Origin of the sequence: Streptomyces afghaniensis, assembly GCF_044327915.1 — a bacterium.
GTDB classification, from domain to species: domain Bacteria; phylum Actinomycetota; class Actinomycetes; order Streptomycetales; family Streptomycetaceae; genus Streptomyces; species Streptomyces afghaniensis.
Map to the genome: position 1 here is coordinate 238820 of NZ_JBIRGJ010000008.1, position 15210 is coordinate 254029.

At 66.2% G+C, this 15210-nt stretch carries 15 protein-coding genes and 1 pseudogene; 6 read left to right on the top strand and 10 right to left on the bottom strand.

The window, feature by feature from the left end:
- Positions 1-4 precede the first annotated feature (4 nt).
- The 4 genes from ACH4G3_RS29910 to ACH4G3_RS29925 form a co-directional block, all read right to left on the bottom strand.
- Positions 5-679, bottom strand: coding sequence for a DUF2637 domain-containing protein (locus tag ACH4G3_RS29910; protein ID WP_397627430.1), 675 nt, complete (start codon positions 677-679; stop codon positions 5-7).
- Between the two features lie 88 nt (positions 680-767).
- On the bottom strand, positions 768-2144 hold the full coding sequence (locus ACH4G3_RS29915; RefSeq protein ID WP_397627431.1) for an FtsK/SpoIIIE domain-containing protein: 1377 nt from the start codon (positions 2142-2144) through the stop codon (positions 768-770).
- Positions 2144-2500, bottom strand: coding sequence for an SCO3933 family regulatory protein (locus ACH4G3_RS29920; RefSeq protein WP_397627432.1), 357 nt, complete (start codon positions 2498-2500; stop codon positions 2144-2146). Before ACH4G3_RS29920 ends, ACH4G3_RS29915 begins: the two co-directional genes overlap by 1 nt.
- 165 nt (positions 2501-2665) lie before the next feature.
- Positions 2666-3454: a GntR family transcriptional regulator gene (locus ACH4G3_RS29925; RefSeq protein ID WP_030851883.1), complete on the bottom strand. Its 789-nt coding sequence runs from the start codon at positions 3452-3454 to the stop codon at positions 2666-2668.
- Between the two features lie 107 nt (positions 3455-3561).
- Here ACH4G3_RS29925 and ACH4G3_RS29930 point away from each other — a divergent pair, with 107 nt between their 5' ends.
- The 5 genes from ACH4G3_RS29930 to ACH4G3_RS29950 all read left to right on the top strand — a co-directional run bounded on the left by ACH4G3_RS29930 (position 3562) and on the right by ACH4G3_RS29950 (position 7208).
- On the top strand, positions 3562-3969 hold the full coding sequence (locus ACH4G3_RS29930) for an NUDIX hydrolase (protein WP_356688915.1): 408 nt from the start codon (positions 3562-3564) through the stop codon (positions 3967-3969).
- A gap of 46 nt (positions 3970-4015) precedes the next feature.
- Complete coding sequence (locus ACH4G3_RS29935; protein ID WP_397627433.1) at positions 4016-4441, top strand: ATP-binding protein; 426 nt, start codon at positions 4016-4018, stop codon at positions 4439-4441.
- Positions 4441-4821 (top strand): hypothetical protein, encoded by a 381-nt coding sequence (locus tag ACH4G3_RS29940; RefSeq protein WP_397627768.1) that lies wholly within the window; start codon positions 4441-4443, stop codon positions 4819-4821. Before ACH4G3_RS29935 ends, ACH4G3_RS29940 begins: the two co-directional genes overlap by 1 nt.
- Before the next feature lie 443 nt (positions 4822-5264).
- On the top strand, positions 5265-5780 hold the full coding sequence (locus ACH4G3_RS29945) for a DUF456 domain-containing protein (protein ID WP_397627434.1): 516 nt from the start codon (positions 5265-5267) through the stop codon (positions 5778-5780).
- Between the two features lie 312 nt (positions 5781-6092).
- Positions 6093-7208: a glycosyltransferase gene (locus tag ACH4G3_RS29950; RefSeq protein ID WP_397627435.1), complete on the top strand. Its 1116-nt coding sequence runs from the start codon at positions 6093-6095 to the stop codon at positions 7206-7208.
- A 129-nt stretch (positions 7209-7337) separates the two neighbouring features.
- On the opposite strand, the gene ACH4G3_RS29955 is transcribed toward ACH4G3_RS29950, so the two are convergent.
- From ACH4G3_RS29955 to ACH4G3_RS29970, 4 genes are all read right to left on the bottom strand, one after another.
- Positions 7338-7811 carry a type II toxin-antitoxin system VapC family toxin gene (locus tag ACH4G3_RS29955; RefSeq protein ID WP_397627436.1) on the bottom strand — a complete coding sequence of 158 codons (474 nt, stop codon included), beginning with the start codon at positions 7809-7811 and terminating at the stop codon, positions 7338-7340.
- A 4-nt stretch (positions 7812-7815) separates the two neighbouring features.
- Positions 7816-8643 carry a hypothetical protein gene (locus ACH4G3_RS29960; protein ID WP_397627437.1) on the bottom strand — a complete coding sequence of 276 codons (828 nt, stop codon included), beginning with the start codon at positions 8641-8643 and terminating at the stop codon, positions 7816-7818.
- Positions 8644-8774: 131 nt separating this feature from the next.
- Positions 8775-8903, bottom strand: coding sequence for a hypothetical protein (locus ACH4G3_RS29965; protein ID WP_397627438.1), 129 nt, complete (start codon positions 8901-8903; stop codon positions 8775-8777).
- 673 nt (positions 8904-9576) lie between these two features.
- A complete protein-coding gene (locus ACH4G3_RS29970) occupies positions 9577-10602 on the bottom strand; it encodes a S66 peptidase family protein (protein WP_397627439.1) in 1026 nt (341 codons plus the stop codon).
- An 885-nt stretch (positions 10603-11487) separates the two neighbouring features.
- Between ACH4G3_RS29970 and ACH4G3_RS29975 the strand changes: the two are divergent.
- Positions 11488-11589: pseudogene (locus tag ACH4G3_RS29975) on the top strand (adenosylhomocysteinase); the annotation flags it as partial.
- Between the two features lie 19 nt (positions 11590-11608).
- Here ACH4G3_RS29975 and ACH4G3_RS29980 read toward each other — a convergent pair.
- A complete protein-coding gene (locus tag ACH4G3_RS29980) occupies positions 11609-13324 on the bottom strand; it encodes an ABC transporter ATP-binding protein (RefSeq protein ID WP_397627440.1) in 1716 nt (571 codons plus the stop codon).
- Complete coding sequence (locus ACH4G3_RS29985; protein WP_397627441.1) at positions 13321-15135, bottom strand: ABC transporter ATP-binding protein; 1815 nt, start codon at positions 15133-15135, stop codon at positions 13321-13323. The genes ACH4G3_RS29980 and ACH4G3_RS29985 overlap by 4 nt, the downstream gene beginning before the upstream one ends.
- Between the last annotated feature and the right edge of the window lie 75 nt (positions 15136-15210).

The window sequence follows — 15210 nt, forward strand, 5'->3', positions numbered from 1 at the left end:
CCTTTCAGAGGTGGGTTGCGATGGCTTCGGCCATGGGTGCGGGGACGCCGAGGCGGGCGCGGAGGGCGGGGGTGTCGATGGGTGTGCCGGTGCGGGTGTGGTGTTCGGCGGCGACCTTGCGGGCGTGTGCGACGAGGGCGGGCGGAACGGGCAGGGCGGGACGCTCAGGCGGTTCCGGTTCGTTGACCGGACGCTGGGGCGGGGTTTGCTCGGGTGCCGGGTGGACGGGTGGCTCGGGGAGGAGTTCTGGTGGCTCCGCCTGGTCGTGAACCTCGTCGTCGTCCGTGTCGGGTTCGGTGGCGTGGTCGATCGTCTTCGGTGCGGAGTGTGCGAGCAGGGTGCCGCCGAGGAAGGCGACCGCGGGCCAGCCCGCGACGAGGATGCGCAGCCAGGCCGGTACGTGGTTCATGTCGAGAAGGCCGGCGGTTGCGACGTTGGCTCCGAGTGAGGCCGTGAGCGCGATGACGAACCAGCACCACCCGGCCGCTTTCGCCTCCCCGGACCGCAGTCGACGCCAGGCGGCGACGAGCAGCAGATCGACGCTGATCGGGTAGGCCCACGCTTTCCACCCGTCCTGTCCAGCCGCCGAGGCGACGTCGTGCAGGTGGGCGAAGGACAGGGCGGCGGCGATGACTGCCTGAACGAGCACCGCATCGACACGGGCCAGGTGGGCGCGCATGTTGCGGCTCCTTCCGAACTCGGGCATGGGAGGGGTAGGGACGTGGCGTGAGGCGGTCACGCCGACCAGAGTTGGGTGGGGACTCGGGTCAGTCGGTCACCGGTCGGGGTCGCACGGCCGGGCCCGGTGTCTCGACCGGCCGTACGGGCACGTCGGGCCGGAAGGGCTTGAGTGCGGGCAGGTCGGGGACCAGGTGGGCCAACTCGCGGCAGGTCTCGGCAGCGTCGCCGAGTGACAGGTACGGCGTCCGGATGCGCGACCAGCCACCGGAGGTGTCACCTGCCACGGCGAGGCCGGGTCGTTCGGGGGCGATGGCGCATGCGGCCGTGACCGCTTCGGGTGCGATGTCGCCGAGCGCCATCTTCGCGGAGGCTTCGTCGTTCACTCGGTGGCAGACGCGGCCGGTCAGCTGGGCTCGCAGCATGGTGGCGCCCTTGCCCAGCTCGGCGCCGAAGCGCTGTCCGCAGACCTCTAGGTAGATGCCGGCCGCGCGGCCGAGTTGGGCGAGTCGCATGAGCTGGGTGACCATTTCGTCGCGTCGTTCCTCGTCCTTCCTGGTGGCAACGAGGAAGAGTTCAGCGACCTCGTCGACGAACAGCACGAGGGGGACGGGGCGTTCGGACTCGGGCAGTCCCCAGATGTCGGATGTGATCTCTTCGGCAGGGGTGTCCGGGGCGATGCCTTGCCGGGCCTTGATCAGGTCGTAGCGGTCCTCCATTTCCTTCACGAGCACGGGCAGCAGCTCGGCTGCCTGTTCCGGTTCGGTCGCCAGCGCAGAGAGGCGGGACGCGAACGGCGCCAGCTCCACACCGCGCTTGCAGTCGATCCCGACCAGGGCGACCGGCTGAGGGGCGAGTCCGGCGATCAGGTGCCGCAGATACATGGACTTGCCCGACAGCGTTGCGCCGAGGGTGAGTTGGTGGGGCACGGTCCGGTAGTCGCGTATGAACGGCATGGCGTCCTCCCGCAGGGCCACCGGCACCTGAAGGAACCCGGCGTCCACCTTGCGCGGCATCCGCACTCGCCGCAGCACATCGAAGCCGACCAGCCGCAGCTCAACCACACCCGGCTTGACCGTGGTCATGTACACGGCCTGAACGCCCCAGGCATGCCGCAGCCGTTCCGCCGAGGCGGCGACATCGGCCGGTTCCTGCCCCGGAGCGAGCCGCAGACGGAGCCGCAGCCCGGTGGAGGTGGGCCGGATGATGCCGCGACGCGGCGGTACGGGACGAACTTCGCGGCGAGTGGTGGCCTTGACCGCCAGCATTCGCAGCCGGGACGGGGCCACGGTCAGGCCGCAGGCCTCCATGACCGAGCCGTAGGAGCTGAGGAGCCGGGCTGTGGATATCGGCAGGCCGACTGTGGACCAGTACACCCCGGGGTGCTGGGCCCGGGCGTAGGCGGCCCCGCCACCGAGTGCGGCGACAGGACCACCCACCTCCAGGAGTGTCGTCAGATCGGTCATCAGGCAGCGGCCCCGGTGGCGGCCGGGAAGGCGGCCGGTGTCACGGCGGCGGCGCGGTAGGCGATGCCGTGCCGCTGCTGCCCGTTGAAGACGCTCTCCCACGGCCGGGCCACCAGCCCCGGCAGCGAGACCGGGGCCCCGAGCGTGAGCCCCTCGGACACTCCGCTTTCGGGAACGGTGACCTTGATCAGCGACGATTCGCCGTCTTCCAGGTAGACGACGCCGATCGTCATCAGTGCCTCTCCGCTGGTGGCGTCCTTGACGATCTCGCCCGTCTGCCGGTCGCGGACCTTGGGCTCGGGCGCCTCGGTCAGCAGGATCGTTGCGGCCGAGGTCTCAACACGGATGGTGCGCAAAGCTTCTTCCCATCTACTCGTCTATACAAGATGCGGCGTTCGAACCCGATCTCCCGGGAACGGCAACCACCTTGCCACACAACTTGCCCACTCGTCTATACGAGTACGCCTGTTGGGGTGTACGAGTTCGGAGAAGCGCCCCGCGCACCACCGCCGATCAGGCGCTCACGTCGCCGGGAGCTGGTAGGACAAGACGTACGCGTCGGCCGCCATGACCGTGTCGCAGACCTCCACAGCCCGCCCCTCACCGTCGAACGCGGTACGGATCAGGTGAATGACCGGCACACCGGAGGCCAGCCGCAGCGTCCGGACCTCATCCGGCGAGGGCATCCGGGCACGGATCTCTTCCTCGAAGTGGTCGAGGCGGTGCCCCAGCTCCTCAAGTCGGGCATAGATGCCCCCGGGCCCGGGGTTCGGCTCGGCGATCGGCGTACCGCGCGCGATGTCGAGCGGCAGGTACGAGGTGGCGAACTCCACGGGCCGCCCGTCCAGCAGATACCGGCGACGCCGGGCCAGCACCCGTCGCACGGACCCGAGCCGGGTGGAGACGTCCTGACTGGCCTTCTCCTCCTTGACCTCCAGGCTGTCCACCTGCGGGTGACTGCCGGCGGCGTCGGCCTCCACGATGAACGCGGACTTCCCTTGCTCTCGATGGCGCCGGGCGAACCGGTCGGAGGCAAGCCGCCTGACAGGCGGTCGTGGTCGCACGAAGACGCCCTTGCCGTGCTCGGCGTGCACCAGGCCCTCGCCTTGGAGGACGGAGAAGGAGTTTCGAACCGTCATACGGGAAACCCCGTAGTGCTCGACTAGTTCGGCCTCGGAGGGCAGCTTTTCGCCCTCCTTGAATCGCCCACGGTCGATGGCCTCGCGCAGCTGGTCGGCGATCTGCCGGAAGACCGCACGATCGCTCGTGGGGTCGAGATCGCCGAGGAGGCCGGAGGAAAGAGAGGGCACGTGTACTCCTTTAGGTATCTAGACGAGTGGGCGAGCTTTGTTGCTACGGTGGAGAGCCTAGCCATCCGAGAGGGCAGAGGAACGTGAGCACCGACCGTCCGCACTCCGTGAGCGTCGCCGGAGTCATCGTCGACGACCAGGACCGCGCCCTCTTGATCAAGCGCCGCGACAACGGCCACTGGGAACCCCCGGGCGGAGTCCTCGAACGCGAGGAGACCATTCCCGAGGCCCTCCAGCGCGAAGTTCTCGAAGAGACCGGCATCAAGATCGCGCTTCCCGCGATGCTGACCGGGATCTACAAGAACATGAAGGGCTTGATCGTCTCCATGGTCTTCCGCTGTGAGGCCGCCGACGGCACGCCCACCACCGGGGACGAGACCCGCGCACTGCGCTGGGCTACCCGCGAAGAAGTCATCGAACTCGCCGACGAGGCGTACGCGATCCGTGTCCTGGACGCATTGGACGCGGTATCCCCGCCGGCCATCCGCGCCCACGATGGCGTGAAACTCGTCTAGCCCGAACCCGCTGCACATGGCGGCCTACCAGCACGAAGGAACTTGTATGCACGAGTATACGAGCACCGCCCGGGTCTGGGGACTCACTTGCCCAGGATTTCCGGAAGAGGTCAGCCGGGCCCGACGCTGGACACGGGACATCCTGCGCGGATCTCCCCTGGCCGACGACGCCGAATTGATCGTGAGCGAGCTGAGCGCGAACGCGATCCTCCACACGGCGAGCGGTGGGGCAGGCAGCTTTCACCTGGCCCTGGCGGTCTCCCCCAAGGTGGTCGCCCTGTCTGTCACCGACGAGGGAGGGACGGGCACCGCCCCGAAGGTCGAGCAGCCGAGCATGGACGCGGTACAAGGCCGCGGCTTGGGCATGGTCAGCGTCATCGCACACCGGGTCGTCGTCCACGGCAGCCAAAGCGGCTACACCGTCACCGCCGAACTCTTCACGGACGCCCAGCCGGGAGGACACCCGTGCTGATGGACAAGCCTCAGCGGGGCTTCTGGTGCGAGTGCTGGACGCAAGACGTCAACGACGGGACAGGACTGCCGGCGCTTCGGGCATCCTTCGACGCCTACTCGGCACCGCAGGCCGATAGATGGGTAGCGGTCGCCCTGCGCACGATCTCACCGGCACTCGACCCTGACGCCTCCGACGAGGCCTGGGCCTGGCTCTATGACGGCCGCATCGATACGCGACGAGCCCTCTTACGCATGGAACCCTGCACGGTCTCTGTGACCCACGCCGGCACCCGCATCACTTGGACGATCCGGCCAGTGGTCTTCCTACCGATGGCTCACCGCCAAGGGGCAGAACTCCCAGCCTGCGCATACGACTTCAAGCCCCAGACCACAGACTGAGTTACAACTTTCTCTACTGGTTCAAGGCGGCTCGCTCCGCTCACCGCGCGCGGCCCGGCCCCGGCCGGGCCTGCGCTCCTGTCTCCGCCCCGCTCCAGCCCGGCCGGTGTCCGTGCCGCGCTCATAGCAATCAGCCGCCTGATGCCAGAGAAGGGGTACGTCGCGGCTGGGGCGGTCGGCTCCACGGCTTTACGGAGCCACTTTGGCGCGAGCCTCGAAGATCATGGCCCCAACGTCGTGCTTTACCGGGCAGGTCCACAGACTGCCCGACGCGCCGCAAGCTTACGGGGCCATGATCACTCGCGCCAAAGCAGCGCCACCCCAAAGCCGCTCCGCCGACCTCGTTTGCATGGTGCTGGGCGGAGTCCACGAGGCATGCAGTGGTCTCCCTAGATAGCACCGCCCAAGTTGCAGCCCGAGCAGAAGAGCATTTTGCTGGTTGCATGTCGGTCATCATGCACCCGTACGGGAAGTGTTCAAGCGAGCAACTAACCTTGTGGACGGCGGTGATCAGTGCTGGTGCCGCTCTTCTTGGCGCCTCCATTGGCGTATTCGGTGGCGCATTCATTCAACAGTGGATAGATAGAAGGCGACGCAAGCGCGAAGCGTGCACGGCATCCGTAGGCGCGTTCAGCCAGTACGTCCACGCCTTGTCCCAATGGGTCATCCATCGGACAGAGCATAAAAAAATCGCCATTAGCGACCAGGAGCTGCAACAGCGAGTGATTGAGACTGATTACGCCGCCCTACAAACGTCAGCCGGGATGCGTGTGCATTTTCCAAAGAAATATGGCAAATGGCAGGCCCTCCAGCAAAGTACGGTCCCACTCAGGATGCACGCTGACAGCGTAAATAGCGGAGACGATCCGAACCAAAAGGGCGTCAATACGGCAGCTTGGCTAAACGGCATTGCCGCATACGAAGCAGCTGCTCGAGATCTAGCTAACAGTGCCCCATGATGATGCGAGGTGAAGAATCCACCACCACTGTATGCGCCAGGGGTACGGATGAGCATCAAGCAATCTTGGTAGGAGCACCTTCGGACAGTCGCGATCCAGAGGTAAGGTAGTCACGGGGAATAAGACATGCGGCACGCGAGATCTACGTCCGAGCTTGTGATTGTCCAAATTGGTTCGGGCCCCTGGCAAACCGAAAGAAAAATCGGGACTGGCTCAGCGATTCTGCACGAGGGAATGCATCGATACCTCGAAGAGGTCATACGTAAGCCATATTCATTCTATCCCTCACCAGGTAATGGCACACACAAACCCGTGAAAGGTATTTTCACAGAAGAGACAGGTATTCAATATCAAGGATCACGCTATCCATTTCCGTGCGTCTACGATCCGCTACCTGCCTCCGATGCAATCTTTTTTCAGGTTAACGAACAGCAGCGCGACGAATGTTTGGCGGGAATTGAGCGAAAATTCATCGACATCTTGAATTGGATACATGCAGATGCGGGGAGATTTCCCGATCTGATCTACATGCATCATGCCTCATTCAATGCAATCGCAATGCAGAGAGCCCTTGCAACACTCGACACTTCGACTCCGACGTTCATTCACCTACACGGAACAGAGTTGAGCGCAGCCCGGGAGTACGGTGAAGCTGCTCGGATGGCGCTTGAACAGGTGACTCGGAACGCCTCACTTACTGCATACATATCCAGTGATGACAGAAACCGCCTGCTCGAACTGGTCCCGCAGACAGATAGAAGTCGACTCCTATATTTCCCTCCCTGGCTGAATGAAAAGATCTTCCATCCGGGTCGATCTGCAGAAGAGAAGCAGACGGAACATTCCGTGGTCCTTATTGGTAGACTCGCCAAGTGGAAACGTATTGAAGCGCTAATTCTTGCCGCGAAACACTTCACCGATAGGACTGATGCCCGCGTTGTAATTGTGGGAGAGGGCCCCGACGGTCAGCGGCTACACGAGCTGGCTGCAGCTCAAGGTATGCACTCTCGCATCGAATTCACTGGATTCATCCCGCATCATAAGCTGGGCTGTTTACTACGAAAATCCGCCAGCGTGCTGGTGAATACTTCTGCTTTTGAACCTTTCGGCATGACTATCATTGAAGCTATGGCATGCGGCGTGCCGGTCATTGCAACGAACCGAGGCGGGCCAGTTGACCTTATTAATGCCGATACAGGCTGTCTAGTAGATGACCACGGGAATATCGAAGACTACGCAGCACGACTCGGGGAAACTATCTGTAAGGCACTCGTAGAAAATTGGAGGGTCCGTAAGGGTCCAGCATGCATAGCAGCAGCGAAAAGGTTCAGTATTCAGAGTCGACGCAATGAGATCGAGGCACTACTCCATGCAGCAATAGGCGCTGAAGTGGAAGCATTCCCTGCGCATCCCGACCCCAGCATGTGAAGACGCCGTGCAGTGCTTACACGACAGGTGGTGTGATCTGAACCCGCCATGTTTCCGCTGCCACGACCATTTCAAGGCCGCTTAAGTCGGATCACTGCACCAGTTATTCGCGTGTTGTCGCCTAATGGCCTAGCTTCCCAATTCAGACGACGCCATCACATCTATCTCCGCATCATCTGTCGTGGGATTCCACACTTCGCGAGGACCGGTCACATGCGTTATTCCGATAGTCTGTCCGTGGGGGAATGCCTTGTCCCGCGAGAAAAAGTAGTCGGCTTTCATGCGAATCGCTGTGGCCAGGTGGGTGGCATCAGGGCCGCGCAAGTTGTACTGCGCGGCGAGCTGCCGAACCTCCCGTGCGACCAGCATGTCCACCTCGACCCATTGAACATCCAGTCGGTCAAGGTACTCGTCAACAACCCGGTCTCGATCGCTTGCAGCCACATCACCCTTATGGCCGTTTAACTCGACCAGAAGGAGGGTCGACGCGACGACCTGTATGTCCCCCCTATAGGCTGCACGAAGTACTTTGTAGGAGTTAGGCCACAAGCCCTTTTCTTTCTTTATAACGTTGAGGAAGATATCAGCGTCAACGTAGACCAAAGGCTCAGGCACTTCTCACCTGCTTCAGATATTCGGCGGTGCTGAGATCACCCGTTATCCGTGGATTGATACCCAGGATGTCTGCCGGGTCCATTTGAGATTGATAGTCCGGCAAGACTTCCAGGTCTGTCATCTGCAAAGAAACTGCCTGCCCCTCGGAATTCCTTTGCAAGATCCCAGACGCCATTACGCGCCGCCCCCACGCATTGCGAAGAAGCTCACTGTGGTCACTATGAGCTACCACACGGACGGCGTGGCGAGTTCGGGGGTCCCTGATCAGCGCCCGAGGGGCGCTTCCCTTGCTGTGGCTCAAAACATCCAACGTTCCAGTCACGCTGGAAAAAGCCCTCTTCGCGGGAAGAACAGCCTGTGTGGCATTACTGACGGTTTCTTCGTCGACAACGGCGGTATGACGGTCACCATTGAGGCTCGTAACGGCGACCTGCTCGACGCCCCCAGCCCCGAGATGCTTGCCTATGTGGCCCACCCTGGCCACAGTGCGCTCGCTGAAGAAAGGAGGGATACGGGGTGACTCCGTTAGAGACTCGATGCCGTCCACAAACCCGTGCAGCGGAGCCGCGATCGACTGCCACGTCCGCTTAGCTGGCACCACAGCCGGCACCAAGACGATGCGTACGTCGCTCTCCATGGTCATCTTTTCGATAGCCCATCGGAGGCGTGGGCTACGGACAGGCAGGGCCGTCCGGTCGACCTCCTCGAGCGACATCCTGACCTCGTTGAGGATTTGTGTGTAGGTCTTGAGGTCTAGTCGGGTTGAAGTGGGGGCGATGCGCACCTCAAGAGCGCTATCTTCGCGGACAGCAGTGGTCACGGTTACACCCCTTCCCAGCGGTTGAGTCCATCGTCGCACCGGAGTGTGACAGCCGACTCGGGCTTGCGCTCCCGCGTCGAGCAGACGCTACGGATCAGGGCTCGAGCGCGGGCCCTCTTTGTTCACGTGAGTCATGCGATCGTTATACGGAACGTAGTCTGCTCCTTCTCCTCGCGACCCAAACACTGTGCCTTGCCTGCCTGGCCCAGCACCAGCACCAGCACCAGCACCAGCACCAGCACCAGCACCAGCACCAGCACTGAGCGACGGTGGGCAGGGGCGAGGCACTGTCAACGTCGCTCATTCAGTCCATTGCCCTGCTCAGGAAGCCCATAGACGCTTGGCCACCGGCGCCTCCCAAGCTGATGGCGTCGACGCGCGCCCGCGTGCGCCTGGCGGCTCCAGCACGCGCCTTCCCTGCCGGCAGAGGCTGAGCCATGGTTCCTCGAGTCGAACCACTGCACGACCAGCCGAAGGGGGAAGCAGCATGGCGAAGTGTGGCGCCCCGACCAAGACAGGGGGACGGTGTCAGCGGCCGGTGGTGACCGGCACGTCCCGGTGCCCGGTTCATCAGGGCCCATGGTCCTCGTACGGCGTGGCCCAGCGCAAAGAGAAGGAAGCCAGGGAGAAGAAGCGCAAGATCCGCAAGAAGCGCTAGCTCCGGCTGACATCCACGGGTGACATCAACAGCGCCGGACATGGGCGTCCCTGCACGGCCCTTCAGGTACAACTTGACCACGCGGCGGCACCGCTGGGCCGCCCCTGGATCGAACTCCTAAAGCGGGTGTCGCAGGTTCGAATCCTGCCGGGGGCACAGAGAAACACCTGGTCAGAGGCCCTTCCGTCCGCCGGACGGGAGGGCCTTCTTCCTCGCAGCACACATGGTGGCGCGCCGAGTGCTGCCGAGGCTGTCGGCTCGCTGATCCGCGTTGCTCAGACGCCCGGTTGTCCGGTCAACGCGAGCGGGCGTACCGCCGGTTCGAGCAGCGACAACGTCCGCTGCTGCGCGTCGAGAGCTACACGGATCCCGACGGGCATCGGCAGATTCGGGCCGGCGTGTCCGAACTCGACGTTGCCCAGGACCGGGATGTCACGGTCGCCGAGGACATCGAGGACGATCTCGCGCAGGGTCGGGGACGCGTCGGGCGAGTCGAGTCCGTCGATCCCGTCCGGGATGCCCACGACCATGCCGGAGATCCGGTCGAGGATGCCGGCGTGCCGCAGTACCTGCAGATAGTTCCACACATACGCTGCCAGGCCTCCCGCCTCCTCCCAGAACAGCACCGCGCCGTCGAACCGTTCGAGCGGCAGCGCGTAGGGCGTCGCCTGGTTCAGCACGATGCGGTTGATCACTCCGCCGATCAGCCGGCCTTCGGTGCGACCGGCACGCCAGCACTCCCACGTCGGGGTGGCCGGCAGCGCGCCGATCGGCTCGGTACCGGTCAGCAGCGTCGAGTAGAGCTTCTCGAGTTCCGCTTGGCGTGCCGCAGTCGCGCGCTGCCAGTGTCCGCCGAGTCCAGGGGTGGCCAGGTCGGTATGGAAGCCGACCAGACCAGTGCGCGCGTAGAGCACCAGATGCAGCAGCGAGATGTCGCTGAAGCCGAGGATCGGCTTGGGGTCGGCAGTGATCGCCTCGAAGTCGATCAGATCGAGGTATCCGAGCGCCGTCTGGCCGCCGTCATGCGCGATGATCGCGCGCACCTCGGGATCCCGCAGAAGAGCGTTGAGCTCTTCGGCGATCTCCGTCGGCCGAGCCGCGCTCCACCAATGGTGCCGCCCTCCTTCAAGGAGTGGTGCCCGACGCACACGGAATCCCATCCGCTCGAGCACGACCACCGCCTGCTCGAGGTCGGGCTCGTAGACGGCATGGAGCGGCCCGGACAGCGATGCGATAACGACGAGATCTCCGGGCCTCAGGGCGCGAGGGCGAAGCGGTTGAGGCAGTGCGGTAAGGGTCACCGAGGGAGTATCCCGACTCCCTCAGCACCACGCGACACATTTGCCGACCGACCGACGGGCCAGCATGCCTTGCCTACATGCCCCGGTCCTGGGCCAGAGCAAGCTGCCCTCCGGGGCTCAAACCGGGATGGCCCCGGCCTGTTCCCGGACATCAAGCAGGTCTGAACAGAAGAACTTGACAGGGAAGGCCACGAACACGATGGCGGCCAGTACTTCCCGGTCGCCAGGTCGGCGGCGACCGCCGCCCCCCACCACGACTGACAGCCTACCGAGCCAGCCAATTGAGATGTCGTCAGCCGCCTCAGGACAGCGCGCCAGCCACGGCTGCAATTGCGAGCAACAGACTGAAGACTGACTGGACCACCACACCGACACGTGATCCGAACGAGGCTAGGTAAGCCTTGCTCTCAGCGGTCGAAGGCTTCTGCGGATCGCATATGACAGCAAATTCCTCACCCACATGGGGCGCCGGTTTCGGAGAGTCGACAAGGGCCCAGGTCTCGCTGCCATCGGCTGCGCGGAACGAGCAATTCAGCAGCTCTACGGCCGTGCCCCCTCGCCGGATTCGCTCCCGGCAAACGGCGACAACTTCCACACCCTTCGTTCTGAGACGCCGCTCACGCAGCTGTTTGGGGATGAACAGGAGAGACACAATGCCGAATGGCACAGAGAGGACCAAGAAAGGGATGCTGTAATTCGCGGTGCTCGCAAGCGTGTCGTACAAGTCGGTTCCTCCCCCAGGCAGCCGTGATGCGGCAGCACCATTCTGGCATCCACGGGTGACATCAACGGCGCCGGAGTTCAGCACTCCCCGAGCGGCCCGCCTGCATACGCGGTGTGGGTGCCGTCACCGAGCTGTGGACGGTGCGCTCCATGCCCAAGTCCGACAAACTCCGCTGCCCGGTGTTCTCCGTGGCCCGATCTCCGCTGAAAAATCCCGAGGACTTCCTCGTCGGCCGTTCCGTCGTCTTCTCCGCCGAGGCCCTGCGGGCCCTGCACAGCCGTCTCAGTCCCGTCCCGCCCCGGCCCGGGACAGGTCCCAGTACGCGGCGTACCGGCCGGCGCGTCGTAGCAACTCCTCGTGGGTGCCCTGTTCGACCACCCGCCCGGCGTCCAGGAAGGCTACGCGGTCGGCCCGGCGCACGGTCCCCATGCGGTGCGCCACCATCACCACGGTCCGGCCCGCCATCAGCTCCTCGATGCCGGCGTGCACGGCCGCCTCGTTCACCGGGTCCAGGGCCGAAGTGACCTCGTCGAGCAGCACGATCGGTGCGTCCTTCAGCAGCGCGCGGGCGATGGAGACGCGCTGTCGCTCGCCGCCCGACAGCAGTGCCCCGCCCTCGCCCACCTCCGCCGACCAGCCGCCGGGCAGCCGCTCGATCACCTCGTCGAGGCGGGCCGCGGCGGCCGCGGCCCGTACCTCGGCGTCGGTGGCGTCCGGGCGGCCGAGGCGCACGTTCTCCTCGACCGTGCCGTCGAAGAGGTAGACGTCCTGGAAGACGATGGCGATCCGCGCCATCAGCGCTGCGGTGTCCATCCCCCGTACGTCCACGCCACCGATCCGCACCGCGCCCGCGTCGACGTCGTAGAAGCGGGCGAGCAGCTGCAGCAGCGTCGTCTTGCCCGCGCCCGACGGCCCGACGACGGCCAGCCGCCGGCCCTCGGGTACGGACAGCGTCACCCCGTCGGCGACCGTGCGGTCGCCGTGCCGGAAGGTGACCGCGTCGAACTCGACGTCGTGGCAGGACGGTTCGCGCGGCGCGCGGGGCTCCGGCAGCGGCTTGGTGCCCAGGACGTCGTCGAGGCGGGTGAGTTCGGCGCGGGCGGCGCGGATGCCGCCACTCATCTCGGCGAGGGACAGCAGCGGGTCGGCGCAGCGGGCGGCGAGCACCAGGACCGCGAGCACCTCGGCCGCGCCGATGTCCCCGCCGAGGGCGAGGTACGCGCCGAGTGCGAGCAGCGCGGTGAACACCGTCTGCACGGTGACCGCGAGGCCCAGCACACCTGGCAGCGCCGAAAGGGTGGAGCGGCGCGAGGCGCGGCTCAGTTCCTTCAGGGAGTCGTCCAGCAGACCGAACCGCTCGCCGGTGCGGCCGCCGGCGCGCAGTACCGGCTGGGCCTGGAGGTACTCGATGACGCGGCCGGTGGCCTCGCGTTCGCGTTCCACGCGCTCCGTGTCGGTAGTCGTGGTCGCGCGGGCCGTGCGCTGCTGGACCGCGGCTACCAACGGCACAGCGGCCAGACCGGCAAGGCCCAGCTGCCAGTTGAAGGCGAACATCACGGCGAGGATCGTCAGCGGCGTCACACAGGCGGAGATGAACGGCGCCAGCAGGTGCGCGATCACGCTCATCGCCTGCAACACGCCCTGGCTGGCGAGGACGGACACCTCGCCGGTGCGGCCGGGTTGATACCAGCCGATGGGCAACCGGGCAAGGTGCTCGCCGAGGCGCTCGTACATGCCGTGCAGCATCGTCGTGCCCACGCGGAAACCGGAGCGGTCGCTGATGTACCGCAGCACCGCGTAGACCGCGACCGCCGCGCCGAAGGCGGCCAGCCAGGGCCGGGCGTCCTCGGGTGTGCTGCCGAAGAGCGCGCGCAGCACGGGCACCAGCAGGGCGTACGACAGTCCCTCGGCGAGGGCGGTCGCCGTCATCAGGGCGATGGTGCGGCGCACCGGCCCGGCGTACTCGTGGCCGAGCACACGCAGCAGTGTGCTGATCATCGGGCCTCTTCCCCTTCCATGGCACCGGCTTTCACAACGTCAGCGTGGATCTTCCAGAATTCGGCGAACGCGCCGTCCCGCGCGAGGAGTTCCGCGGTCGTGCCCCGCTCCACGATCTCTCCGTCGCGCAGCATCACGACGGTGTCGGCGTCGGCGATCGTCTCCAGGCGGTGGGCGATGACCAGCGTCGTCCGCTTCTCCCGGGTCTGCGCCAGCGCCTCGCGCACCGCCTGCTCGGTCTGCGGGTCGGCGAAGGCGGTGGCCTCGTCGAGGACCAGGACGGGGGTGTCCGCGAGCAGGGCGCGGGCGATCGAGACGCGCTGCGCCTCGCCGCCCGAGAGGCGGGCGTCCTCGCCGATCACCGAGTCGTAGCCGCGGGGCAGTTCGAGAACGCGGTCGTGGATGCTCGCCCGGCGGGCGGCGCGGACGACGGCGTCGCGGTCGGCGTGCGGGACGGCGAGGGCGATGTTGTCCGCGACCGAGGCACGCAGCAGCCGGACGTCCTGGAAGACGAAGGACACCCGCCGGTACAGCTCCTGGCTGCCCACCTCACGCAGGTCGACGCCGCCGAGGAGCACGGAGCCGTGCGTCGGGTCGTAGAACCGCGTCAGCAGCTGCACCAGCGTGGACTTGCCGCTGCCGGACGGCCCGACCACGGCCGTGGTCGTCCCCGGCTCCAGCACCAGGTCGATCCCGCGCAGCACCTCGCGCCCGGCCGCGGCCCCCGCCCCCGCACCAGCACCGGCCCCCTCGTACCCGAAGCGGACGCCCCGCAGCTCCACCCGGTGTCCCTCGGGCGCCACCGGCCGTACGGGCTCGGGCAGCGCCGGCTCGGCTAGTACGTCGCGGATGCGGCCGACGGCGCGCCGCGCGGCCTGCAGGTCGTCGAAGCCGTGCCCGAGCGCGGCCACGGGCGCGGTCAGCCCGAGGCCGAGGAGCAGGAAAGGCAGCAGGTCAGCGGGTGCGAGCCCGCCGCCGGTGATCCGGTACGCGCCGCCGACCAGCACCGCCAGCAGCACGAACGGCGGCGACAGCGCCACCTGCATCCCGGCGGCGACCCCGGAAAGACCGCGCACCATCCGGTAGAAGCTCCGGGTGAAGTCGCCCACCGCGGTACGGAACCTGCCGTGCGCCCGCTCCGACCCGCCGAAGGCCTTCACCACCGCGATGCCCTGCACGAACTCGACCACCGATGCCGAGATCCGCCCCATCGCGGCGTCGAACTCCTTCTGCTCGCGCAGCCGCGCGGGGGTCATCATCAGCGGCACCAGCGCGACCGCCAGCAGTACGGGGATCAGCGTGATCAGCGTCAGCCGCCAGTCCACGGTGAGGAGGTAGCCGAGCGAGACCAGCGGCACCACGAAGGCGGAGACCAGTTCGCCCGGTGTGTGCGCGATGAGCGGGTGCACGGCGCTGACGTCGTCACCCACCAGCTTCGCCAGCTCCCCGGTGCGCCGCCGCGCCAGCCGGCCGATCGGCACCTGCCCGAGCCGCGCGGCGAGTTGCCGGCGCAGCGACAGTTGCACCCGGGTGTCGAGGAGGTGTCCGACGCCGGACGAGGCGGCCGTGAACAGCAGCCGTACGAGCAGCCCTGCCGCGCCCGCGAGGACGACGTTGCGCACGTGCCCTTCGTCGGCCGGTCCCGGCGCCAGCAGCGTACGGCCGAGCTCGACGACCGCGAGGAGCGGCGCCAGCCCGGCGACGGCGCCGATGACCTGCAGGACGACGACGGCGGCGAAGCCGCCCGCGTACGGGCGCAGCAGACGGGCCACGCCCGGTGGTGGTGGCGCGGTGGTTCCGGTGGAAGTCATGCGCTCACCTTCGCCGCGGCTGCGGCCCGCTGGATTGGAGAAATGTTCCGTGCGGGCGGGCCCCGTAGCATGGAG

Coding starts and splice junctions, on each gene's coding strand:
- ACH4G3_RS29915 (WP_397627431.1), bottom strand. CDS start 2,144: ATGACCGATCTGACGACACTCCTGGAGGTGGGTGGTCCTGTCGCCGCA.
- ACH4G3_RS29945 (WP_397627434.1), top strand. CDS start 5,265: ATGTCGGTCATCATGCACCCGTACGGGAAGTGTTCAAGCGAGCAACTA.
- ACH4G3_RS29980 (WP_397627440.1), bottom strand. CDS start 13,324: ATGATCAGCACACTGCTGCGTGTGCTCGGCCACGAGTACGCCGGGCCG.
- ACH4G3_RS29985 (WP_397627441.1), bottom strand. CDS start 15,135: ATGACTTCCACCGGAACCACCGCGCCACCACCACCGGGCGTGGCCCGT.
- ACH4G3_RS29910 (WP_397627430.1), bottom strand. CDS start 679: ATGCGCGCCCACCTGGCCCGTGTCGATGCGGTGCTCGTTCAGGCAGTC.
- ACH4G3_RS29935 (WP_397627433.1), top strand. CDS start 4,016: ATGCACGAGTATACGAGCACCGCCCGGGTCTGGGGACTCACTTGCCCA.
- ACH4G3_RS29940 (WP_397627768.1), top strand. CDS start 4,441: ATGGACAAGCCTCAGCGGGGCTTCTGGTGCGAGTGCTGGACGCAAGAC.